This is a genomic window from Delftia sp. JD2 (genome assembly GCF_001682645.1).
GTDB lineage: Bacteria > Pseudomonadota > Gammaproteobacteria > Burkholderiales > Burkholderiaceae_C > Comamonas > Comamonas acidovorans.
In genome coordinates this window covers 21,784-41,306 of record NZ_LFJT01000039.1, presented here as the reverse complement: position 1 = coordinate 41,306, position 19,523 = coordinate 21,784, and the positions used below count along the sequence as shown (strand labels likewise).

Here is a 19,523-nt window from a genome sequence, read left to right as displayed (position 1 = left end):
GGCCCGCCGGCTGTGTCTGTCAGCCACCCGACATCCCTTTCCATGCAAGCTTCCCTCGCCTCTTCCTACCTGCCCACGCTGCGCGCCGGTCGCTGGTTCAGCGCACTGGCGCCGCAGTTTGCCGATTTGCTGCTGGCGCTGGCCCAGCCGCGCAGCCTGGAGACGGGCGAGGCCCTGTTCCTGCGCGGCGATGCGCTGGAGGGCGGGCTGTTCGCCGTGGTCCGGGGCAGCATCGGTTTCTCCGGTGTGGGTGGCCAGAGCGAGCAGGCGCGCGAGGCGCTGCTCACGCGCATGGGACCGGCCACCTGGTTTGGCGAGATCGCGCTGTTCGACGGTTCGCCGCGCACCCACGATGCCCACGCCATGGAGCCCAGCGTGGTGCTGCAGGTGCCGCGCCAGCCGCTGCTGGACTGGCTGCAGCAGCACCCCGCGCACTGGCATGACCTGGGCGTGCTGATGTCGGGGCGCATGCGCGCGGCCTTTGCGGCGCTGGAGGACCTGGCCCTGCTGCCCGCGCCACAGCGCCTGGCGCGCCGCCTGGTGGCCATGGCGCGCGGCTACGGCGAGCGGCTGGACGATGTGCCGGCCCGGCCGCGCCTGGATATCACCCAGGAGCAGCTGGCGCGCATGCTGTCGATCTCGCGCCAGACCACCAACGTGCTGCTGCAGGGCCTGCAGGCGCGCGGCCTCATCCGGGTGCAGCGCGGCGAGATCGAGATCCTGCAGTGGCAGGCGCTGTGCGCCGAGCGGTTCTGAGCGGCGCAGCCAGTCAAGGGCTGTTGTTCAGACCACCAGCGCATTCTCCACGACCTGCACCTTGCGGCGCGCCAGCGCGAGATTGGCCTTGGCCTTGTCGAGCACCAGGTACAGGAACAGGCCCTCGTGGTGGGCGCGCGCCTTCAGGGCGGGGTCATTCTGCATGGGGGCTGTCCTGCGACAGGGCTTCGATCTGCAGCAGCAGCAACTCGATCAGTGCCACCACCTGCGCGCGCTCGCGCACATCGGCCGGCACCACCGGGCACAGCAGGCCACGCGACTGCAGGTGCAGGGCAAATCCTTCGAGGTCGGGCCGACCATGCCGGTCCATGCGGCACACGGCCACCACGCAGGCCGTGGTGCGCAGCGTGGCGGACAGGGCATTGATGTAGGTATCCAGGTCGCCCAGTGGATCGGGCCGGCTGTTGTCGATCAGCAGGATCACCCCCAGCGCGCCGTGCGAGAGGATGTTCCACATGAAGTCGAAGCGCTCCTGGCCCGGCGTGCCGTACAGGTACAGTTTTTCGCCGTTGTCCAGGGTGATTTCTCCGTAGTCCATGCCGGCGGTGGTCAGGGCCTTGTCCACTGCTGCGCCGGTGTTGCGCACGTCGGTGCTTACCGGCGCGATCTCGCTGACGGCGCGTATGGCGGTGGTCTTGCCCGCGCCCGCGGTTCCGCAAATCAGGATCTTCAGCTCACTCATGCACGGAGGCTCTCGTCAATTGGGCAAGCCGCTGGCGGATGCGGTCGAGGATGGCCTGGGCGGGACCCGGGGCAGCGCTGCTGCGGGGTGCCGTGGCGGTCCAGCGCAGCAGGCCGATGGCATCGAGGCGGTTCAGGAAGGCCGCGCAGATCTCTGGCGCAAGGCCCGAGCGCCGGCACAGCGCCTGCAAGGTGGTCGGCCGGCCCGTCATCAACGTTGCCAGGCGCATGTGGTGCGCGCTTGTCAGCAGCCGCTGGGGGGGCCAGCGCAGCAGCTGCACCAGCATGTCGGCCGCCGCTGCCGGGTGGGGTGCCGCCACCATGCGTTGCCCGGACGCCGTCTGGCGCACGGCCAGGGCGCGCAGGCCCATGGCATTGAGGCAGTCCTCCACCACGTCGGCGCGCAGGGGCAGGCTCAGGTAGTCCCCCGTGGGGCGGGTGCTCTGGGGCTGGCGGCCCACGCGCAGCGTCACCCGGCTGGACGGCGGCTCGTGCACGCCTTCATGCAGTACCACCAGGTCGGCCGAGGATTCCGTCCATTCCCAGCGGTGCTGCGTGCGGTGGTCCACCAGCCGCACGAAGGAGCGGAACAGCCTGGCGTCGCGGTCATCGAGGCCGCGCAGCGTGAAAGTGAGAGTGGGACGCTCATCCATGCCGCATTGCCTTCAGCAATTGCAGCCGCAACCGCAACCGCAATCGTAGTTGCCGTGCCTGCAGGCTCCGGCCTGCCTGTTTCCTTGTGCCCATTACGTTGCCGTTTCCTGTCCTGAATGCGCCGCACGGCAAAGCAAGCCGCGCATGCCAATGATTTCAAAGGAGATGCGGGCGCATCATAGGAAGCGCTTGGAGCGGGAGCGGGCAGTTCGCCAGCGTGATTCGGAATCGTCCGATATGTATCCGGATCAGTCCTATCGCATTGCGTTCCTGCAGCGAGACTTCAGACTCTCTGAGCGTTTTTTTGGTCGCTTCCGGATTTTCAGAGCCATGGCGGCGCTGAAAAACAGGAGTTATCTGGTTGTTGTAACCAAGACCTTGGAATGCATTGCCAATTCAGCAGGCTTGCCGTGTTTTGTGTCTGGGCGTCCCATGCCAGGGAGCCAGGTTGACTACCAGGAGGTTGGCAGCCTGAGCTGCAGCATTTCCAGGAAGGACTGCGCCGCATGCGGCAGCGTGCGGCCGGCCAGGGTCTGCACCTCGATGTCGCGCAGGTCCATGCCCCGGTCGCTGAGCGCCACGGCCACCAGTGCGCCTGTGGCCACCATGTGGCGCGCGGCGATCTCGCTGGCCACGGCCACGGCGGCGCCCTGGGCTGCAAAGTTCAGCAGGGTCTTGCCGTGGTTGCTCTCCATCACCGGCATCAGCATCAGGCCCTGGCGGCTGCAGGCGGCGTCCAGCAGCTGGCGCACGGCCGTGTCGGCCGGCGTGAGCGCCAGCGGATGGCGCACCAATTGGGCCAGCGACAGGCGGCGGGCCTGCGCCAGCGCATGGCCGGGTGCGACCAGGGCAACCAGGGGCGCCGCCACGCGGCAGGCCACGGCAATGCCTTTTTCAGGCGCGCGGCTGAAGCACAGGCCGATGTCGGCCGTGCCGCTGCGCACGGCCTCTGGCACGGCAGGCGTGGGCAGCACCATCACCTCGAAGACGATGCCGGCATGCGCGCGCTGGAACGCTGCGCACAGGCGCGGCAGGAATTCGTTGGCAAAGGCGTCGGAGCTTGCGATGCGCACGCGGCCGCTGCGCAGCCCCTGCAGGGCCTCGATCTCGCCCAGCGCGCGCTCGGCATCCAGGCCGGCGCGGCGCACATGGTCGGCCAGGATCTCCCCGGCCGCATTGAGCACCATGCCGCGCGGGTGGCGTTCGAACAGCGGCGTGCCCAGCAGCCCCTCCAGCGCCGCGATCTGGCGGCTGATGGCCGAGGCCGCCACATGCAGCCGCGCCGAGGCCTCGGTCAGCGATCCGCATTGCGCCACTTCGTGGAAGTAGCGCAGCGCGGTGTCCTGCAAAAGAAGGTGGCGGGCGTCGGGCATGTCGCCCCGATTGTCATCAATTTGCCGCAGAGGCAACGCAGGTTTGCAAATTTGCTGATGGCGGCAAAGGGGCGAGGGTTCTACGATGGCCTGTTGCGGCGTTGCTGGGGAGCAGCGGCTGCAGCCGTCCAACCCCTGTCCAGGAGTGTGCCCATGAAGGCATTGCCCAGCGTTTTACTTCCACGCCGCGCCATCGTGGCTGCAGCCTGTGCCCTGGCTGGCGCCATCGCCCTGCCCGCCGTGGCACAGGGCCAGGCGTCCTGGCCCTCGCACCCGGTGCGCCTGGTCGTGCCCTTTCCGGCCAGCGGCGCCACCGACCTCGTGGCGCGCGTGGTGGCGCAGCGCATGTCCCAGGACCTGGGTCAGCAGCTGGTCATCGACAACCGCCCCGGCGCGGGCGGCACCATTGGCACGGGCGAGGCCGCCAAGGCCTCGCCGGACGGCTACACGCTGCTGTTCACCACCAGCAGCACGCATGCCATCTCGCCGCACCTGATGACCCGTCTGGCCTACAAGGCCGACAAGGATTTCACGCCCATTGCCGAGATCGGCGGCGCGGCCAGCATCCTGCTGGTCACGCCCTCGCTGCCCGTGCGCAACGTGCAGGAGCTGATCGCCTATGCCAAGGCCCATCCGGGCGCCCTCAACTACGCCAGCAGCGGCAACGGCACCATCGTCCACCTGAACGCGGCGGCCTTCGCGGCGCGCGCGGGCCTGCAGCTGACCCATGTGCCCTACAAGGGCACGGCCCAGTCCATCACCGACCTGGCCGCTGGCCAGGTGCACCTGCTGTTCGACTCCATTCCCACCGGCATGCCCCATGTGGCCAGTGGTCGCCTGCGCGCACTGGCCGTGACCGGCGACAAGCGCAGCGCGCTGGCGCCCGACCTGCCCACGGTGGCCGAGTCCGGCCTGCCTGGCTATTCTTCGGTCACCTGGTTCGGCGTCTATGGTCCGGCCGGCATGAAGCCCGAGCTGGTGGCGCGGATCAATCAGGCCTTCAACAAGGCCATCCAGAATCCCGAGGTGGTGGCCAGCCTGGCCAAGCAGGGCGTGGAGGCCGCATCGCCCCGCACGCCCGCGCAGTTCGCTGCCATGGTGCAGGCCGACAGCGTCCGCTGGGCGCAGGTCATCAAAGACAACAAAATCACATTGGATTGAGTGAAGCACCCCCTGAGCGGCTTTGCCGCTTCCCCCTCTCCTGCGGGAGGGGGACGACGCCCTTGCTGCGGGGCGGCCCTTGCTTGGCGTCCCTGAGCTGGGCCGTGCCTGCGGTTCCTCAAGCTATCGGTGGCGCGTTGGCGCTATGGAAATTGATATGACAAGCACTGTTACGGATTGGACACTTCCCTACGCCTCGCACCGCTCTTCGGTGCTGGGCCGCAACATGGTCTCCACCTCGCAGCCGCTGGCCGCGCAGGCCGGCCTGTCCATGCTGCTGGCCGGCGGCAATGCCGTGGATGCGGCCATTGCCACGGCCATGGCGCTGACCGTGGTCGAGCCCACGGGCTGCGGCCTGGGCAGCGATGCCTTCTGCATCCTGTGGGATGGCAAGGAGCTGCACGGCCTCAATGCCTCGGGCCGCTCGCCCGAAGCCTGGACGCCCGAGTACTTCGCCGCGCTGGGCGGCATCCCCGAGAAGGGCTGGAACGCCGTCACCGTGCCCGGCGCCGTCTCGGCCTGGGTGGAGCTGTCGCGCCGCTTCGGCAAGCTGCCGTTCGAGCAACTGGCCCAGCCCGCCATCCGCTATGCGCGCGACGGCTTTGCGGTCTCGCCCACCATTGCCACGCTGTGGGCGCTGGGCGGCGCCAAGCTCGGCGACCAGCCCGGTTTTGCCGAATGCTTCCTGCCCGATGGCAAGGCCCCCAAGGCGGGCGAGGTGTTCCGCAGCGAAGCCCATGCGCGCACGCTGGAGGAGATTGCCGCCACCAAGGGCGAGTCCTTCTACCGTGGCGCACTGGCGCGCTCGATGGCCGAGCACGCCAAGGCCTGCGGCGGCGCCATGACCGAGGCCGACCTGGCCGCCCACCAGGCCGACTGGGTCGGCACGGTGTCGCAGACCTTTGGCGATTCGGTGATCCACGAGATCCCGCCCAACGGCCAGGGCATTGCCGCGCTGATGGCGCTGGGCATGCTGGACGCACTGGGCGTGGGCGCCGAGCCGCTGGACGGCGTGGAGTCCGTGCACCTGCAGGTCGAGGCCATGAAGCTGGCCCTGGCCGACCTGCACGAATACAACGCCGACGGCGACCACATGCGCGTCGAATCCGCCCATCTGCTGGACGCCGGCTACCTGCGCGAACGCGCGGCGCTCATTGACCGCGAGCGCGCCAGCGCGCCCACCTACGGCGCACCGCGCCCAGGCGGCACGGTCTACCTGGCGGCGGCCGATGCCAGCGGCATGATGGTCTCGTTCATCCAGTCCAACTACATGGGCTTCGGCTCGGGCGTGGTCGTGCCGGGCACCGGCATCAGCCTGCAAAACCGCGGCCACGGCTTCACCACGCAAGCCGGCCATGCCAACGAGGTCGCGCCGCGCAAGCGCCCCTCGCACACCATCATCCCGGCCTTTGCGATGAACGCCGACGGCACGCCCCAGATGGCCTTCGGCGTCATGGGCGGCCCCATGCAGAGCCAGGGCCACCTGCAGATGGCCCTGCGCGTGCTGCGCTACGGCCAGAACCCCCAGGCTGCCGCCGATGCACCGCGCTGGCGCGTGACGGGCGGCAAGGGCGTGGCCGTGGAGCCCGCCTTCGACGCCGAGGTCGTCGACGCCCTGCGCGCACGCGGCCATGAGGTCACGGTGGAGGAAGGCCATGGCGTCTTCGCCTTCGGCGGCGCACAACTGGTGCTGCGCGACGGCGACCACTACATCGGCGGATCGGACCCGCGCAAGGATGGGGGCGTGGTGGCGTTCTGAGCGCGCGAAAGCCCCAAGGCCTGCCGCGCAGATCGAGTTCGCTTTAGAGTCATGGCATCGAAATCTTGATGCCATGGTGCGAACGGAGGTGGATGCAATGACGGCCAGAGATGATGAATCGGCGCTGCTATCGCGCTGCTCCTTCGTCGCCCGGGAGCGTGCTCAGCCCGCCCAGGACCAGCGCGAAGCCAACGTGTTTCGCCTGGCCGCCATGATCGTCCGTTCACGATTCCCCCAGGAATCTGCGAGCCTGATGCAGGCCAGCGAGCGATATTTCGCCTTGCATCCAGAAGAAAGACTGCCATCGGAAGATGTGGTCAGGCGGGGTTGGGTTCTGAGCCTGCCCCGTCTGCGCGACATGCTCAGCCGCCGACTTGCCGCGTATTGAATCCATGGCCCACTAAGGGCTTGCAAGGTCTGCCCACGCGATTCGAATAACGGCCTGTACGCGGCCACCCCCGCTCACCCCCAGCGCAACACCCAATCCGCCCGTCCCCGCGTTGCCGCAATGCGGCGCGCATTGGGCTCGTCCACCTGCGCCACCCAGTCGCGTGCGGCCTGGGGGCTGCGGCCGTGGAGTTCGTGGCGGCGGGTCAGGCGTTCGATGCGAAGGCGGTCGTCCATGTCCACGTACCAGACCTCGTCCAGCAGCGCGCGCACGGCATGCCAGTGCGTGCCCGGCGCATCCTGTTCATCCATCAGCAGGTAATTGCCTTCGGTGATGACCAGGGGCACGCCGGGCGCGATGGCGATGGCGCCTGCAATGGGCTCCTCGATGGCGCGCCGGAATTCGGGGGCGTAGACCGTTTCACCGGCCACGGGCGCGCGCAGGCGGCGCAGCAGGGCCACGTAGCCGGCCGAGTCGAAGGTGTCGGGCGCGCCCTTGCGCTGCGCGCGGCCCAGGCGCTGCAGCGCGGACTGCGCCAGGTGGAAGCCGTCCATGGGCACGGCCGCCGCCAGCGGGCCCAGCGCCTGCAGCAGGGCGGCGCAGACCGTGCTCTTGCCTGCGCCGGGCGGGCCAGCCAGGCCCAGCAGGCGGCGGGGGCCGGAGCGTGCCAGCGCAAACGCACGCGCCAGGGCCTCGGGCGGCAGGATGGCCGTCATGCGCGTGCCTGCTGCGCGCTGGCCAGCCCGTCTGCCATGAAGCCGCGTGCGTGCAGGGCCAGGTCCATGCCGTCTTCCCACATCGGGCGCCAGATGGCCAGCGCGTTCGACAGCTGCTCGTTGACGATGGCGGACGAGAAACTCTCGAAGGTGACGGTGCCCTGGTAGCCGATCTGCGCGAGCGCACCGAAGAACTGCGCGAAGTCGATGTGGCCCGCGCCCAGGTAGCCACGATGGTTCTCGCCGATGTGCACATAGCCCAGCCGCTGTCCGCAGGCCAGTACGGGCGCGGCGAGGTCGGCTTCCTCGATGTTCATGTGGTAGGTGTCCAGGTGCACGCAGACATGGGGCCGGCCGACTTCGTCGATGAACTCCAGCGCTTGCGTGGCCGTGTTCAGCAGATTGCTTTCGTAGCGGTTGACCACCTCCAGGCCCAGCGTGACGCCGCGCTCGCCCGCGAAGTCGGCAATGCGCCGCACGGCCTCGATCGCGTTGCGCCGGCCCTGCGGCGTGCAGGGGTGGCCGTATTTCGCCATGGCGCCGTAGAGGATGCCGCCGAAATAGCGCCCGCCCAGGCGCGCCGTGATGTCCACGCCCTCTTGCAGCAGCGCCAGGCCGCGCGCGACCACGGAGGGGTCTTCGCTGGAGACATCGGCCTCGAAGGTCAGGCCCCGCGAGCAGCCCACGGCCAGTCCATGCTCCTGCAGCAGATCACGCGTGAGCGACAGGTCCATGAGCCGGGGGCCGTGCAGGGACAGCTCGACCAGGTCGTAACCGGCCTGGCGCGTCTGCTCGATCACATGGCGGGTGGAGGCCGGCGACAGGTCGCCGGCCCAGACAAGGGCGTGGATGCCGAGGGGGTTCATAGGGGCTCCGGGTGGACTCTGCGAGAGCGTGAAGGGGAGGGGGCGGCGGGTGCCCGGGCACGGCCCCGACAGCGCGCGAGCAGGTGGCGCGCGGCCACGGCGGCGATCATGGTGGCGCCCCACAGGGCCTGCGTGAGCTGGGCATTGGCGCCCAGCAGGTTCACCCCGCTGGACAGCACCTGCAGGATGAGCAGTGCGACGAACAGCCCCGACACCCGGCCGAAGCCGCCCATGGGATCGGTGCCGCCCAGGATGGCCGCAAGCACCGTGACCAGCAGGTAGGACTGGGCGTAGCCCGCGCTGGCCGAGTTGAAGCGCGCCATCATCAGCACGGCCGCGATCCAGCACAGCAGCGTGGACAGGGTGTAGACGCCGATCAGCACGCGGCGCGTGTCGATGCCCGCATGGCGCGTGGCCTCGGCATTGGAGCCGACCATGCAGATGGCCAGCCCGTGGCGCGTGCTGCCCAGGTACAGGCCCACCAGCAGGCACACGACCGCGAAGATCCAGAACGGCAGCGGCAGGCCCAGCCACTGGGCGGAGCCCAGGGCCTGGAAGGCCTCGGGAAAGCCTGCAATGGGCTTGCCGCGCGTGAGCCAGACGCACAGGCCGTTGATCAGCGACATGGTGCCCAGCGTGACGAGGATGGGATGGGCATGGACGCGCGCCACCAGCCAGCCGCTGGCCAGCCCCACCAGCAGGCTGGCGAGGGCGCCCACGGTCAGTGCTGCGGCGATGAGCAGGCCCTCATGGCCCGACAGGTCCAGGCCCAGCGCCGACAGGCCTCCCACCAGCACCCAGGCCATGGCCAGGCCCGCCATGTTGGCGCTGGCGACCACGGCCAGGTTGATGCCGCCACTGACCAGCGGCAGCATCTGCGCCAGTGCCAGCAGGCCCAGCTCGGGGATCTGCAGCAGCACCGATTGCAGCGTGCCCAGGGTGGCGAAGCTGCCGGGCAGCAGCAGCGTGAACACGGCGCACAGCAGTGCCAGCAGCGCGATCAGGCCCAGCGGCGCGCCAGGGCTGCGGTTCATGGCGCAGCCCCCGCCAAAGGCGCTGCAGGAGTGGCGTCAGCGCTGCGCTGCTGGTTGCGCCGCTGCGTGCGCCGCAGTCCCGTTGCGGCGGCGCAGGCCAGCACCACGGCGCCCAGCAGCACCTGAAAGAAATACGGCGACACGCCCATCAGGTTCAGCCCGTTGCGCAGCACGGCCAGCAGCAGCACGCCCATCAGCACGCCGCCCACGCTGCCCGTGCCGCCGAACAGGCTTGCGCCGCCCAGCACGGCGGCTGCGAGCACGAACAGCTCCGTGCCGACCAGGGCGTTGGGCACCGACTCGCCCACGCGGTGCGCCTGCACCAGGCCTGCGATGGCCGCCATCATGCCGAGCCAGCCATAGGCCACGCCCTGGATGGCGCCCAGCCCGATGCCCATGCGGTGCGCGGCCTCGGGGTTGCCGCCGAAGGCGTACAGGCGCCGCCCCAGCGCGCTGCGGCCCAGCAGCAGCGCCGTCAGCACGGCGGCTGCGCCGGCCACGGCGATGGGCAGGGTCAGGCGCACGGGGTCTGCGCCGTCGGCGCTTGCGAAGCGGGCCAGCACCACGGAATCGCTCCACCACGACGGCAGGTCGTAGATGGACCGGCCGCCCGTGCCATGCATCAGAAGCGCGAAGTACAGGTTCAGCGTGGAGATGGTGATGATGATGGAGGTGGCGCGCAGGCGGTGGATGAGCAGGGCGTTGAATGCGCCCAGCGCCAGTCCCGTGGCCAGGCCCAGCGCGATGCTGGCCGCCGGTGCCCAGCCCAGGCGTGTGGCCGCGAGGGCCGCAAGGTACTGCGCCACCGTGGCCGTGGCGGCAAACGAGATGTCGATGCCGCCCGCGACCAGCACCACCAGCAGGCCCACGGCCATGATGGCGGTGACCGATGCGCCCTCGGCCACGTCCATCCAGTTGCCCAGTGTCCAGAAGCCCGGCGCCAGGGCGCCGAACAGCAGGGCCATGGCGGCAATGGCCAGGCCCAGCCGGGCCACGGGGTGGTGCAGCAGCGCGTGTGCGTTTGCGTGTGCGTGTTCAGGCATGGACGGCCTCCTCGATCTGGCTTTCGGAATGCACCCCCGGCACGAACTCGCCGGCCATGCGTCCGCCGCGCATGTGCAGCACGCGGTCGCAGTGGGCATGGACCTCGGCCACCTCGTCCGAGATGACGATCACCGCCATGCCCCGTGCGGCGAGCCCGTGCACGATCTCGAAGATGCCCTGGCGGTTGCCGATGTCCACGCCCACGGTGGGCGAGTCGAGGATCAGCAGGCGTGGCGCGGTCGCCAGCCAGCGGGCCAGCACCACGCGCTGGGCATTGCCGCCGGACAGCTGGTGCACGGGCGCGTCCAGCGCGGGCAGGCGCATGTGCAGGCGGTCGCGCCACTGGGCCGCAGTGGCGGCGCGGCGACTGGCGGGCAGCCAGCCCAGCGGGCCGGACAGGCGCGGCAGCATGGCCAGCACCAGGTTGTCCTGCACGGACTGGCGCAGGTTCAGGCCGATGGACTGGCGGTCCTCGGGCACATAGGCAATGCCCGCCGCCATGGCGTCGCGGTTGCTGCGCAGCACCAACGTGCGGCCGCCCAGGCGGATGCTGCCGCGATCGGGCCTGCGCATGCCGAACAGGCCCAGGGCCAGCTCGGTGCGGCCCGCGCCCAGCAGCCCGGTCAGGCCCAGGATCTCGCCCTCGCGCACGTCGAAGCTCACGTCCTCGTAGTCGCCGTCGCGGCCCAGGCCGCGCACTTCCAGCAGCGCGGGCGCGGCGGACATGTCGCGCGCATGCAGGCGCTCATCCACTTCCTGCCCGGTCATCAGCGCGGCCAGTTGCCTGCCCGACAGTTGCGCGGCGGGCCAGGTGCCTAGCTTGCGCCCGTCGCGCAGCACGGTGACGCGGTCGGCGATCTCCATGACTTCGTCCAGCTTGTGGCTCACGAAGACGATGGCCATGCCATCGGCCTGGAGCCGGCGCACCACGGCCAGCAGCGCATCGACCTCGGCACGCGTGAGCGAGGCCGTGGGCTCGTCCATGAACAGCAGCCTGGCCCGGGCCGCCATGCCCCGGCAGATGGCCACAAGCTGGCGGCCCGCAATGGGCAGGTCGCCCACCCGCGCATCCAGCGGCAGCGCAATGCCCAGGCGCCGCAACACGGCCTGGGCCGCCTCGCGCTGGCGCCTGCGGTGCACGGGCGCCCACCAGCGGCCCATGGCCTGGTCGAAGGCGATGTTCTCGGCCACGCTCAGATTGGGAAACAGCGACAGGTCCTGGTAGATCACCTGGATGCCCAGGGACTTGGCCAGCGCCGGGTCCAGCCGCTGCACGGGCTGTCCGCCGATGTCGATGCGCGCGCCCGGCTGCGGCGCATGCACGCCGCTGAGCACCTTGATCGCCGTGCTCTTGCCGCTGCCGTTGCTGCCCATCAGGCAGTGCACTTCGCCGGGCATCACGTCCCAGTCCAGCGCATGCAGCGCGGTGGCTTCGCCAAAGCGCACGGTGACCGCCTGCATGCGGACCAGCGCCGTTGTGGTGGCATCCATGGCAGCGCGGCTCACAGGCCCAGGCTGACCAGCCGGTCTATGGTCTGCCGGTTGATCGGCTCCAGCCTCTGGCCCTGGATGTTGCGGCGCTCGCGGTCCACCTGGACATTGCCCAGGCCCGGTATCTCCATGCCGTCCGTGGGCTCGCGGCCGTCGATCAGCATCTTGCCCACATGCACGATCACCTCGCCGGCCAGCGCGGGGTTCCAGATGAAGCCTTCGCGGATCACGCCGTCGCGCACCAGCTTCGCCCCCTGGCCCGGCGAGAACGAGCCCACCACGGCAATGCGCTCGGCTTTGCGCGCATCGGCCACCGCACGGCCCGCGCCAATGGGGCCCTGGCTGCCGAAGGCCAGAAAGCCCTTGAGGTCGGGGTGCGCGCGCATCAGGTCCTGGGCGCTGCGGTAGGAGTCGTCCAGGCTCTCGGCCACGCCGAAGCGCTCGGACACCAGCTGCATCTTCGGCCACTGTTTTTTCTGGTGGGCGATGGCCGCATCGGCCCAGGCGTTGTGCAGCGGCACGGTCAGCGAGCCCACGAAGACCACGTACTTGCCCTCGCCACCCATGGCCTTGGCCAGGCTGTCCATGTGGCGCTCGCCAAAGCCCGCGACGCTGCTCAGCTCGATGTTCCAGTCGGCGCCCTTCTGGTCGGGCGACTCGTGCGTGAGCACCTTGATGCCCGCGCTGCGCGCACGCCGGAACACGGGCTCCAGTGTCCTGGCGTCATTGGGCACCACGGCGATGACCTTGCTGCGGCGCGCGATCAGGTCCTCGACCGCGCGCACCTGCTGGGCCGCATCGGCCTCGGTGGGGCCGACCATGCCGCTGGAGATGCCCAGCTCGCGGCCTGCCTTGCGGATGCCGGTCTCCATGGCGTTGAACCACGGAATGCCCCCGACCTTGGCCACCACCGACACATCCTCGGCACCGGCCGCGCCTGCCAGCGCCGCCAGGGTGCAGGCCAACAGTGCCCTCGAGAACCGGCTGAATCCATGGAACATGGCGCTCCTCCCTGTGTTTTGCACAATCGATTGCGCAAACTATAGACAGATGGACTTCCATTGCCGATGCGGGATTTCCCGGGCCGCTGCTGCGTGCCGGTGCCGGTCCGCCCGAATCGCTGTCGCAGCGGCTACGATGGCCGCCGAGCGCTCCCGTCCCAACCCCTGCAGAGCACCGTGAACCGCCCCCGAACCTCCACCATCTACGACCTGGCCGAACTGGCCGGCACCTCGGCCTCGACGGTCAGCGCCATCCTCAACGGCAGCTGGCAGTCGCGGCGCATCAGCGAGGAGACCGCGCGCCGCGTGCAGCAGCTCGCGCAGGAACACAGCTTTGCCGTGAACCGCCAGGCCAGCGGCCTGCGCCGCCAGCGCTCGGGGCTGATCGGCATGGTGATTCCCACGCACGAGGACCGCTTCTTCGGCGCGCTGTCCCAGGCCTTCGAGCGCATGGCCCATGAGCGCGGCCTGTGCCCGCTGGTGGTCAGCACGCTGCGCGACGGCGCGCTGGAGGTGGAGACCGTGCGCTCGCTGATCGCCTTTCGCGTGGAGCACCTCATCGTCACGGGCGCCACCCGGCCCGACGCCGTCAGCGCCGAATGCCGACAGGCCGGCGTGCGCCATGTCAACGTGGATCTTCCCGGGGAGAAGGCGCCCTCCGTCACCAGCGACAACCGCTGGGGTGCGGCCGAACTCACGCGCCTGCTGCTGGCGCGCTCCAGGCCCCCGGCAGGTGCGCCGCAGGACGCCGTCTGCTTTCTGGGTGGCGTCCGCAAGGAGTACGCCACCGAGCAGCGCCTGGCCGGCTTTCGCGAAGCCCTGGCGCCCCACACGCCGGTGGCGGACGAGCACATCGTCTGCTGCGGCTACGACCCCGAAGCGGCCCGCCTTGCCATGGCCGCGCTCTACCAGCGCCTGGGCGGCCTGCCGCGCGCCCTGCTGTTCTCATCGGGCATCACGCTGCAGGGCGCCATCCGCTTCCTGCGCGCACTGCCCGATGCGGAACTGGCGCAATGCAGCTTTGGCAGCTATGACTGGGACCCCTATGCCGAATGCCTGCGCTTTCCGGTGCACATGGTGCGCCAGAACGTCGAAGGCCTGATGGCAGAGGCCTTCCGCGCCATCGACGGCGAAGGCCTGCGCGCGGGGCAGGTGGTGCAGGTGCGGCCGCAGTTGGTGGAGTGGGGGATTTTGAGTCCCCCGCCATAGGCTCAGGGCTTTTGCCTGCTCAGTGCACGATCGCAGCGCTTGCAGAGTCTGCAGGGACAAGCTTGCTGAAGTGGATCACGTCGCTGACGATGCTTCTGAAGACTTGCTGGGTGTTTTTGGCGGCCTGTTTGTCGAATCTGTCATCGATCACGACCACGATGTTTTCGCCGTCATTGGTTTGCCGGTTGGTGATGTCCACCAGCTTGTAGAGGGCGGGAGCCGCAGACTGCTGCGTTGGCTTGACGGCCAGATACCCAGAGCCTTCCATCTTGAAGTCCAACTCATGCCGCTTGCCCGAGCTTCCAAGGTATTCGGGCCTAAGTTGCAGCTCCTTGCCGGGGTACCTTTGGAGCAGGGCTTGTGCTACCTCCGTGGCAAATGCCGATCCATCGGCGTCCACGCCCTGGTGCTCCATCTCCCAATGGGTGATGGCTACAAGGCAGGAGATGTACCGTGCAAAGGCGTCGGCGGACGACGAGTCCGTTGACAGGATCTCTATGACGCCCTTGGCATTGAGTGAGGCCCCGTGTTTGCTCGCCAGGTTGCTGAGGAACCTCAGCTTGTGCCCTGACGAGAAATTCATCCCTCTGCCAATGAAGTGCAGGACGGTCTGGCCATCGTCGAAAAACCGATGTACGTCGTTGTCGAAACTCTGCACATACACAGGCACGGGGTCGCCATCGGCAAAACAGAAGGGCGTGTTGATCCTTGCAAGCGTGCCTTGCTCGTTGATGGGCTGGCACGCAAACCCGGTCAGGTTGAGAAGGTTCTGGCAGATCATGGTTGGAGCCTCAGCTGTTCTGGATCCTCAAGTGCGGGCCTGAATTCGATGTTGGTGCGTTGACAGAAAAATGCGAAAACATCATGGAAAGTCCGCCATGACTTCCACTCTGGAACAGGGTTTCGTGCATCTCCCAGATGCTCATGCGCCTGATCGTGCCAATTGTCGGGGTTGTAGCTTTTCGTCGTGATCTGCAATTGGTAAACCCTTGCCTTGGGCTGCTTCTTCATGTGACGGAACACACTCATCTTCAGGGTGATGAGCCCAGTATCCGAAGAGCGATAGAAGTTCAACTGGACCACAAGGCCTGTCCCCTTGCCGCTGTCCGTTACCAGGCCCTGTTCAAAGTTGAACGCTCCCTGTGGCTTGTCCAGTAACTTCCAATCGTCGGCCTCGGCGTCGTCGCAATAGTGACGTTCTGACAGTATCTGGCGAGCCTCCGCCTCGTCAAGACTATCCACCCTCTCCTCCTTTCATGTTGTTTGTGCAGGAGTTGCCGACAGCCAGCGCAGTGGCGCTGCTCACCTCCTGCCCTTGGTCACAACCGCGCTCGCCCTTTGATTCTGGAGTGCGCCGACCTTGACGCATGTTGTATCGCATCAACGCGATCAAGGGTATTGCGTCTGGATCCATTGGCCTTCATCGCCCTGACCCCACCAACCCCGGCATCACCGTGAAATCCACCTGCGCCTGCGCCATTTGCTGCATGGCCGGGATCAGGGCGCGGGCGTCGCCGCGCCGCCATTGGAAGGCGTAGTGCAGGGGCGCGAGGGCGGCCTTGGGATGGGCGCCCCCGACGGCGCGCAGGCCCAGGGCGGCGATCCAGCCGGTGGGCAGGAAGCCCACGCCCAAGCCGGCGCGCAGCATGCCGGCCACGGCGCCCCAGCTGTTGCACAGGATGCGCTCGCGCACGCTGGCGCCCTGGGCGAGCAGCCAGTCGTCCAGCAGGCGCGTGGTGCCGGCCTGCGGGGGCAGGGTGACCAGCGCATGACGCTGCAGCAGGGCCGTGGCGCCCAGGCGGCCCGCGCCTGCCAGGCCGGGGGCCACGGCCCAGGCAAAGCGTGCGGCGCCCACGGGGCGGGACAGCAGGCTGCTGCGCGAGGAGCGGCCCGCGATGACGGCAAAGTCCAGCTCGCCGTCGTCCAGGCGCTGCTCCAGCACGCCGCCCACGTCCACATGGGGCTCCAGCACCAGTTGCGGATGGGCCTGGCGTGCGGCGGCCACGAAGGCCGGCAGCCAGGTCAGCGCCGACAGGTCGCCCACGCCGAAGCGGCAATGCCCGGCCAGCGCCTCGCGCGTGTCCAGGGCCTGGCCCAGCGCGGCCATGGCGTTGAGCACCTCCAGCGCGGCGGGCAGCAGGCGCTGGCCGGCGTCGGTGAGCACGGCGCGGTGGCCGCTGCGGTCGAACAGCGGCTGGCCCAGCGCGGATTCCAGTTCCGTGATGCGCTTGGACAGCGAGGACACGGACAGGTGCACGCGCTGCGCTGCCGTGGCGAAGTTGCTGCAGGTGGCGGCCCACCAGAAGGCTTCGAGCTGCTTGACCGAGGGTGTGGACATGGGTCTGTCATTGGCAAAAAGCGAACAAGTGCATTCTAAATAATCCACTTTCATTCAATGGATGCGCGGCCTACAGTGGCGCCGGTTCCTGAACATTCCGAGGTCCACACCATGGCCGCCATCGCCTCCTCCTCTGCCTCCACGCCTTCGGCATCCGCCCTGCCGGCGCCGCGCGCCCCGGCCGTGCTGCGCCGCATGCTGTCGCTGCATGATTTCGAGGAGGCCGCGCGCCGCAGGCTGCCCCGGCCCATCTTCGGCTACATCGCCGGGGCGGCAGAGGACAACGCCTCGCTGCGCGACAACCGCGAGGTGTTCGGCGAATGGGGCCTGACCACGCGCGTGCTGGCCGATGTGTCGCAGCGCTCGCAGGCCGTGGAGCTGTTCGGCGAGCGCTATGCCAGCCCCTTCGGCATTGCGCCCATGGGCATCAATGCGCTATCCACCTACCGGGGCGACCTGGTGCTGGCGCGCGCGGCCCAGCGCGCGGGCATTGTGTCGGTGATGAGCGGCACTTCGCTGATCCCCATGGAGGAGGTGGCGCGCGAGAGCCCGGCCACCTGGTTCCAGGCCTATATCCCCGGTGACCAGGCCCGCATCGACGCGCTGATCGACCGCGTGGAGCGCGCAGGCTTTCGCACCCTGGTGGTGACGGTGGACATACCGATCTCCGCCAACCGAGAGAACAACATCCGCACAGGCTTTTCCACGCCGCTCAAGCCCAGCCTGCGCCTGGCCTGGGACGGCATGGTGCGCCCGGGCTGGGTGGCCGGCACCTTCCTGCGCACGCTGCTGCGCCACGGCATGCCGCATTTCGAGAACTCGTTTGCCACGCGCGGCGCGCCCATCATGTCGTCCAGCGTGATGCGCGATTTTTCGGCACGCGACCACCTGAGCTGGCGCCACATCGAGGCCATCCGCCGCCGCTGGAAGGGGCCGCTGGTCATCAAGGGCGTGCTCAGCGTGGAGGACGCGCTGCAGGCGCGGCGCGTGGGGGCCGACGGCATCGTGCTGTCCAACCATGGCGGGCGGCAGCTCGACGGCGCGGTGTCGGCCATGCGCATTCTTGAGGACGTGGTGGCGGCCCTGGGGCCGGACTATCCCGTGCTGATCGACGGGGGCTTCAGGCGCGGCTCCGATGTGCTCAAGGCCGTGGCGCTGGGCGCGCGCATGGTGCTGGTGGGTCGGCCCTTCAACTACGCCGCCGCCGTGGGCGGCGAGGCCGGCGTGCTGCACGCCATCGGCCTGCTGCGCGACGAGGTGGACCGCAACCTGGCCATGCTGGGCGCCTCCTCCTGCGGCGCGCTGGACCGCTCGCACATCGTGCGCCGCGCATCGGCCTGACAGAAACCTCCACCGTCCGTTCAAAACACAGCCATTCCCAGGAGACATCCCATGAACCACTTCACTTCACGCCGCAGCCTGTGCGCCCTGCTGCTGGCCGCTGGTGCCGCACCGGGCGCCATGGCGGCCGATGCCGGCGCCTATCCCACGCGCCCGGTGCGCCTGATCGTGCCGTTTGCGGCCGGCGGCACCACCGACATCGTGGCGCGCGCGATCGCGCCGCGCATGGCAGAGGCCCTGGGCCAGCCGCTGGTGGTGGACAACAAGGGCGGCGGCGGAGGCGCCATCGGCGCGCACGAGGCCGCGCGCGCCCAGCCCGACGGCTACACGCTGGGCGTGGCCACCGTGTCCACCACGGCCACCAATCCGGCCATCAACCCGCGCCTGCCCTACAACCCGCTCACCGATTTCACGCCCATCACCAACATTGCGGCCACGCCCAATGTGCTGGCCGTGCATCCGGGCTTCAAGGCGCAGAGCTTTGCGGCCTTCGTGGAGGAGGTGAAGAAGAACCCCGGCAAGCATGCCTACGGCACGGCGGGCACGGGCTCCATAGGCCACATGCTGATGGAGCTGATGTCCAGCCGCTCGGGGCTGTCGCTCACGCATGTGCCCTACCGGGGATCGGGCCCTGCGCTCAACGATGCGGTGGCGGGCCAGGTGCCCATCGTCTTCGACAACCTGCCCTCGGCCCTGCCCTTCATCAAGGCGGGCCGGCTCACCGCGCTGGCGGTGGCCGCGCCCGAGCGCCTGGCCCAGCTGCCGCAGGTGCCCACCTTCAAGGAGCTGGGGCTGGAGCCGGTCAACCGCAGCGCCTTCTATGGCATCTACGGCCCCAAGGGGCTGTCGCCCGAGATCGTGGCGCGCCTGCATGCGGCCGCCCAGCGCGCGCTGGCCAGCCCCGAGGTGCGCCGCCAGATCGAGGACACGGGCTCGCGCGTGATCGGCAACCGCCCCGAGGAGTTCGCGCGCGAGATCGCGGCCGAGAACGCCCTGTACCGCAAGATCGCCACGGAGCGGCGCATCGTGGCGGATTGAGCGCCAGCCGGGGCGGGAATGGGGGATGGGGGCCGGGGCTGCGAAAGAATTTTCGCCAACGCTGTCACAACGCGCACGCCCCGCGCGTCTTGAAGGTATGGGCCAGCCATTCCGGCCGGCTGCTACATCCCTCAAGGAGTGTTTTCCATGACCGCTTCGTCTTCCGCTGCCACCGGCGCCCGTCCTCTTGCCGCCCCCACGCCGCGCCTGAACTTCCAGGCCATCGCCCCCGAGCTGTACAAGGCCCAGGCCGGCATCAACGCGCTGCTTAACCAGTCCAGCCTGGGCATCCAGCTGCTGGAGCTGGTGTTCCTGCGCGTCTCGCAGATCAACGGCTGCGCCTTCTGCGTGGATATGCACACGCGCGAACTGCTTTCCCGGGGCGAGGTCCTGCAGCGCATCAACAGCATCGTCACCTGGCCCGAGGTGGATTTCTACGACGGGCGCGAGCGCGCCGCCCTGAACTGGGCCGAGCGCTGCACGCGCCTGAGCCAGGCCCATCCCGAGCAGCAGGACTTCGAGGCGCTGCGCCCGCATTTCAGCGAGCGCGAGATGGTGGAGCTGACCTATGCCATCGGCAGCATCAATGTCTGGAACCGCCTGTGCGCGGGCTTTGCAGCGCCCGTGGCACGCAAGCCCATCAAGCTCTGAA

At 69.0% G+C, this 19,523-nt stretch carries 21 protein-coding genes; 8 read left to right on the top strand and 13 right to left on the bottom strand.

Features of this window, described 5'->3' with window-relative positions; genetic code table 11:
• Positions 1 to 42 precede the first annotated feature (42 nt).
• Positions 43 to 756, top strand: coding sequence for a Crp/Fnr family transcriptional regulator (locus ACM14_RS19945; RefSeq protein WP_012202707.1), 714 nt, complete (start codon positions 43 to 45; stop codon positions 754 to 756).
• 27 nt (positions 757 to 783) lie between these two features.
• Here ACM14_RS19945 and ACM14_RS32105 read toward each other — a convergent pair whose 3' ends face one another.
• From ACM14_RS32105 to ACM14_RS19930, 4 genes are all read right to left on the bottom strand, one after another.
• Positions 784 to 921 (bottom strand): hypothetical protein, encoded by a 138-nt coding sequence (locus ACM14_RS32105; protein ID WP_175403289.1) that lies wholly within the window; start codon positions 919 to 921, stop codon positions 784 to 786.
• Entirely contained in the window at positions 911 to 1,459 is a 549-nt protein-coding gene (locus tag ACM14_RS19940) for an ATP/GTP-binding protein (RefSeq protein WP_065347110.1), read from the bottom strand. The genes ACM14_RS32105 and ACM14_RS19940 overlap by 11 nt, the downstream gene beginning before the upstream one ends.
• Positions 1,452 to 2,111 carry a hypothetical protein gene (locus ACM14_RS19935; RefSeq protein ID WP_065347109.1) on the bottom strand — a complete coding sequence of 220 codons (660 nt, stop codon included), beginning with the start codon at positions 2,109 to 2,111 and terminating at the stop codon, positions 1,452 to 1,454. Before ACM14_RS19935 ends, ACM14_RS19940 begins: the two co-directional genes overlap by 8 nt.
• 453 nt (positions 2,112 to 2,564) lie before the next feature.
• Entirely contained in the window at positions 2,565 to 3,485 is a 921-nt protein-coding gene (locus tag ACM14_RS19930) for a LysR family transcriptional regulator (RefSeq protein WP_034366405.1), read from the bottom strand.
• A 153-nt stretch (positions 3,486 to 3,638) separates the two neighbouring features.
• Between ACM14_RS19930 and ACM14_RS19925 the strand changes: the two genes are divergently transcribed.
• The 3 genes from ACM14_RS19925 to ACM14_RS19915 all read left to right on the top strand — a co-directional run bounded on the left by ACM14_RS19925 (position 3,639) and on the right by ACM14_RS19915 (position 6,793).
• Positions 3,639 to 4,646 (top strand): tripartite tricarboxylate transporter substrate binding protein, encoded by a 1,008-nt coding sequence (locus ACM14_RS19925; protein WP_065347108.1) that lies wholly within the window; start codon positions 3,639 to 3,641, stop codon positions 4,644 to 4,646.
• A 157-nt stretch (positions 4,647 to 4,803) separates the two neighbouring features.
• Positions 4,804 to 6,405, top strand: coding sequence for a gamma-glutamyltransferase family protein (locus ACM14_RS19920; protein ID WP_065347107.1), 1,602 nt, complete (start codon positions 4,804 to 4,806; stop codon positions 6,403 to 6,405).
• A 97-nt stretch (positions 6,406 to 6,502) separates the two neighbouring features.
• Entirely contained in the window at positions 6,503 to 6,793 is a 291-nt protein-coding gene (locus tag ACM14_RS19915; RefSeq protein ID WP_043825481.1) for a hypothetical protein, read from the top strand.
• Positions 6,794 to 6,867: 74 nt separating this feature from the next.
• On the opposite strand, the gene ACM14_RS19910 is transcribed toward ACM14_RS19915, so the two are convergent.
• From ACM14_RS19910 to ACM14_RS19885, 6 genes are read right to left on the bottom strand one after another with little or no spacing between them, the layout of a single operon-like run.
• A complete protein-coding gene (locus tag ACM14_RS19910) occupies positions 6,868 to 7,509 on the bottom strand; it encodes a nucleoside/nucleotide kinase family protein (RefSeq protein ID WP_047328012.1) in 642 nt (213 codons plus the stop codon).
• Complete coding sequence (locus ACM14_RS19905; protein WP_065347106.1) at positions 7,506 to 8,375, bottom strand: sugar phosphate isomerase/epimerase; 870 nt, start codon at positions 8,373 to 8,375, stop codon at positions 7,506 to 7,508. Before ACM14_RS19905 ends, ACM14_RS19910 begins: the two co-directional genes overlap by 4 nt.
• Entirely contained in the window at positions 8,372 to 9,409 is a 1,038-nt protein-coding gene (locus ACM14_RS19900; protein ID WP_065347105.1) for an ABC transporter permease, read from the bottom strand. The genes ACM14_RS19905 and ACM14_RS19900 overlap by 4 nt, the downstream gene beginning before the upstream one ends.
• The gene (locus tag ACM14_RS19895) at positions 9,406 to 10,452 is read right to left on the bottom strand and encodes an ABC transporter permease (protein ID WP_065347104.1); all 1,047 of its coding nucleotides are present in this window, start codon (positions 10,450 to 10,452) and stop codon (positions 9,406 to 9,408) included. The genes ACM14_RS19900 and ACM14_RS19895 overlap by 4 nt, the downstream gene beginning before the upstream one ends.
• The gene (locus ACM14_RS19890) at positions 10,445 to 11,944 is read right to left on the bottom strand and encodes a sugar ABC transporter ATP-binding protein (protein WP_065347122.1); all 1,500 of its coding nucleotides are present in this window, start codon (positions 11,942 to 11,944) and stop codon (positions 10,445 to 10,447) included. Before ACM14_RS19890 ends, ACM14_RS19895 begins: the two co-directional genes overlap by 8 nt.
• An 11-nt stretch (positions 11,945 to 11,955) precedes the next feature.
• Positions 11,956 to 12,945 carry a substrate-binding domain-containing protein gene (locus ACM14_RS19885; protein ID WP_065347103.1) on the bottom strand — a complete coding sequence of 330 codons (990 nt, stop codon included), beginning with the start codon at positions 12,943 to 12,945 and terminating at the stop codon, positions 11,956 to 11,958.
• Positions 12,946 to 13,122: 177 nt separating this feature from the next.
• Here ACM14_RS19885 and ACM14_RS19880 point away from each other — a divergent pair, with 177 nt between their 5' ends.
• Positions 13,123 to 14,154, top strand: a complete 1,032-nt coding sequence (locus ACM14_RS19880; RefSeq protein ID WP_254662101.1) for a LacI family DNA-binding transcriptional regulator — start codon at positions 13,123 to 13,125, stop codon at positions 14,152 to 14,154.
• A gap of 19 nt (positions 14,155 to 14,173) precedes the next feature.
• Here ACM14_RS19880 and ACM14_RS19875 read toward each other — a convergent pair whose 3' ends face one another.
• The 3 genes from ACM14_RS19875 to ACM14_RS19865 all read right to left on the bottom strand — a co-directional run bounded on the left by ACM14_RS19875 (position 14,174) and on the right by ACM14_RS19865 (position 16,492).
• Positions 14,174 to 14,935, bottom strand: coding sequence for a DUF1828 domain-containing protein (locus ACM14_RS19875; protein WP_065347101.1), 762 nt, complete (start codon positions 14,933 to 14,935; stop codon positions 14,174 to 14,176).
• Positions 14,932 to 15,396 (bottom strand): hypothetical protein, encoded by a 465-nt coding sequence (locus ACM14_RS19870; RefSeq protein WP_016454004.1) that lies wholly within the window; start codon positions 15,394 to 15,396, stop codon positions 14,932 to 14,934. Before ACM14_RS19870 ends, ACM14_RS19875 begins: the two co-directional genes overlap by 4 nt.
• A gap of 178 nt (positions 15,397 to 15,574) precedes the next feature.
• Positions 15,575 to 16,492: a LysR family transcriptional regulator gene (locus ACM14_RS19865; RefSeq protein WP_065347100.1), complete on the bottom strand. Its 918-nt coding sequence runs from the start codon at positions 16,490 to 16,492 to the stop codon at positions 15,575 to 15,577.
• A 111-nt stretch (positions 16,493 to 16,603) separates the two neighbouring features.
• Between ACM14_RS19865 and ACM14_RS19860 the strand changes: the two genes are divergently transcribed.
• The 3 genes from ACM14_RS19860 to ACM14_RS19850 all read left to right on the top strand — a co-directional run bounded on the left by ACM14_RS19860 (position 16,604) and on the right by ACM14_RS19850 (position 19,522).
• On the top strand, positions 16,604 to 17,833 hold the full coding sequence (locus ACM14_RS19860) for an alpha-hydroxy acid oxidase (protein WP_013804649.1): 1,230 nt from the start codon (positions 16,604 to 16,606) through the stop codon (positions 17,831 to 17,833).
• A gap of 51 nt (positions 17,834 to 17,884) precedes the next feature.
• Positions 17,885 to 18,871, top strand: a complete 987-nt coding sequence (locus ACM14_RS19855; protein ID WP_065347099.1) for a tripartite tricarboxylate transporter substrate binding protein BugE — start codon at positions 17,885 to 17,887, stop codon at positions 18,869 to 18,871.
• 147 nt (positions 18,872 to 19,018) lie between these two features.
• Positions 19,019 to 19,522 (top strand): carboxymuconolactone decarboxylase family protein, encoded by a 504-nt coding sequence (locus tag ACM14_RS19850; protein WP_065347098.1) that lies wholly within the window; start codon positions 19,019 to 19,021, stop codon positions 19,520 to 19,522.
• Position 19,523 lies beyond the last annotated feature (1 nt).

Bases quoted from the DNA above. Each gene is read 5' to 3' on its own strand.
- ACM14_RS19945 (WP_012202707.1), top strand. From the start codon at position 43: ATGCAAGCTTCCCTCGCCTCTTCCTACCTGCCCACGCTGCGCGCCGGT.
- ACM14_RS32105 (WP_175403289.1), bottom strand. From the start codon at position 921: ATGCAGAATGACCCCGCCCTGAAGGCGCGCGCCCACCACGAGGGCCTG.
- ACM14_RS19940 (WP_065347110.1), bottom strand. From the start codon at position 1,459: ATGAGTGAGCTGAAGATCCTGATTTGCGGAACCGCGGGCGCGGGCAAG.
- ACM14_RS19935 (WP_065347109.1), bottom strand. From the start codon at position 2,111: ATGGATGAGCGTCCCACTCTCACTTTCACGCTGCGCGGCCTCGATGAC.
- ACM14_RS19930 (WP_034366405.1), bottom strand. From the start codon at position 3,485: ATGCCCGACGCCCGCCACCTTCTTTTGCAGGACACCGCGCTGCGCTAC.
- ACM14_RS19925 (WP_065347108.1), top strand. From the start codon at position 3,639: ATGAAGGCATTGCCCAGCGTTTTACTTCCACGCCGCGCCATCGTGGCT.
- ACM14_RS19920 (WP_065347107.1), top strand. From the start codon at position 4,804: ATGACAAGCACTGTTACGGATTGGACACTTCCCTACGCCTCGCACCGC.
- ACM14_RS19915 (WP_043825481.1), top strand. From the start codon at position 6,503: ATGACGGCCAGAGATGATGAATCGGCGCTGCTATCGCGCTGCTCCTTC.
- ACM14_RS19910 (WP_047328012.1), bottom strand. From the start codon at position 7,509: ATGACGGCCATCCTGCCGCCCGAGGCCCTGGCGCGTGCGTTTGCGCTG.
- ACM14_RS19905 (WP_065347106.1), bottom strand. From the start codon at position 8,375: ATGAACCCCCTCGGCATCCACGCCCTTGTCTGGGCCGGCGACCTGTCG.
- ACM14_RS19900 (WP_065347105.1), bottom strand. From the start codon at position 9,409: ATGAACCGCAGCCCTGGCGCGCCGCTGGGCCTGATCGCGCTGCTGGCA.
- ACM14_RS19895 (WP_065347104.1), bottom strand. From the start codon at position 10,452: ATGCCTGAACACGCACACGCAAACGCACACGCGCTGCTGCACCACCCC.
- ACM14_RS19890 (WP_065347122.1), bottom strand. From the start codon at position 11,944: ATGGATGCCACCACAACGGCGCTGGTCCGCATGCAGGCGGTCACCGTG.
- ACM14_RS19885 (WP_065347103.1), bottom strand. From the start codon at position 12,945: ATGTTCCATGGATTCAGCCGGTTCTCGAGGGCACTGTTGGCCTGCACC.
- ACM14_RS19875 (WP_065347101.1), bottom strand. From the start codon at position 14,935: ATGATCTGCCAGAACCTTCTCAACCTGACCGGGTTTGCGTGCCAGCCC.
- ACM14_RS19865 (WP_065347100.1), bottom strand. From the start codon at position 16,492: ATGTCCACACCCTCGGTCAAGCAGCTCGAAGCCTTCTGGTGGGCCGCC.
- ACM14_RS19860 (WP_013804649.1), top strand. From the start codon at position 16,604: ATGGCCGCCATCGCCTCCTCCTCTGCCTCCACGCCTTCGGCATCCGCC.
- ACM14_RS19855 (WP_065347099.1), top strand. From the start codon at position 17,885: ATGAACCACTTCACTTCACGCCGCAGCCTGTGCGCCCTGCTGCTGGCC.
- ACM14_RS19850 (WP_065347098.1), top strand. From the start codon at position 19,019: ATGACCGCTTCGTCTTCCGCTGCCACCGGCGCCCGTCCTCTTGCCGCC.